The organism is Onishia niordana, from assembly GCF_004798965.1.
GTDB classification, from domain to species: domain Bacteria; phylum Pseudomonadota; class Gammaproteobacteria; order Pseudomonadales; family Halomonadaceae; genus Onishia; species Onishia niordana.
Genome location: NZ_SDSD01000142.1, coordinates 1 through 249 on the forward strand (window position 1 = coordinate 1; position 249 = coordinate 249).

Annotated in this window: 1 protein-coding gene; it reads right to left on the bottom strand. The window is 43.8% G+C overall.

Translation table 11 applies throughout. The features are described 5' to 3' along the window. Positions 1-249: cation efflux transmembrane domain-containing protein (locus tag ETC27_RS18265; RefSeq protein WP_168709089.1), on the bottom strand; the 249-nt coding region annotated here is incomplete at both ends.

Below are 249 nucleotides of genomic sequence, written 5' to 3' on the forward strand. Positions count from 1 at the left end.
TACTTTCTTTAAAAGCAACGCGAAGTGAACTGCCCTCTATAATCATGCCAATGAGAACGATAGCAATCAGAAGCAAAGGATTATTGACCTCATGAGCAGGGTGGACTAGCTTGTCATAAGCCTCCATTACACCAATAACGCCACCACCAAAAAACAGGAAAGTAGCGACCAACATGCTAAAAAAGTATTTTGCACGCGCTTCTCCAAAAGGATGGACCTGGCTTTGTGCTCTTTTGGCACGCTTATCAC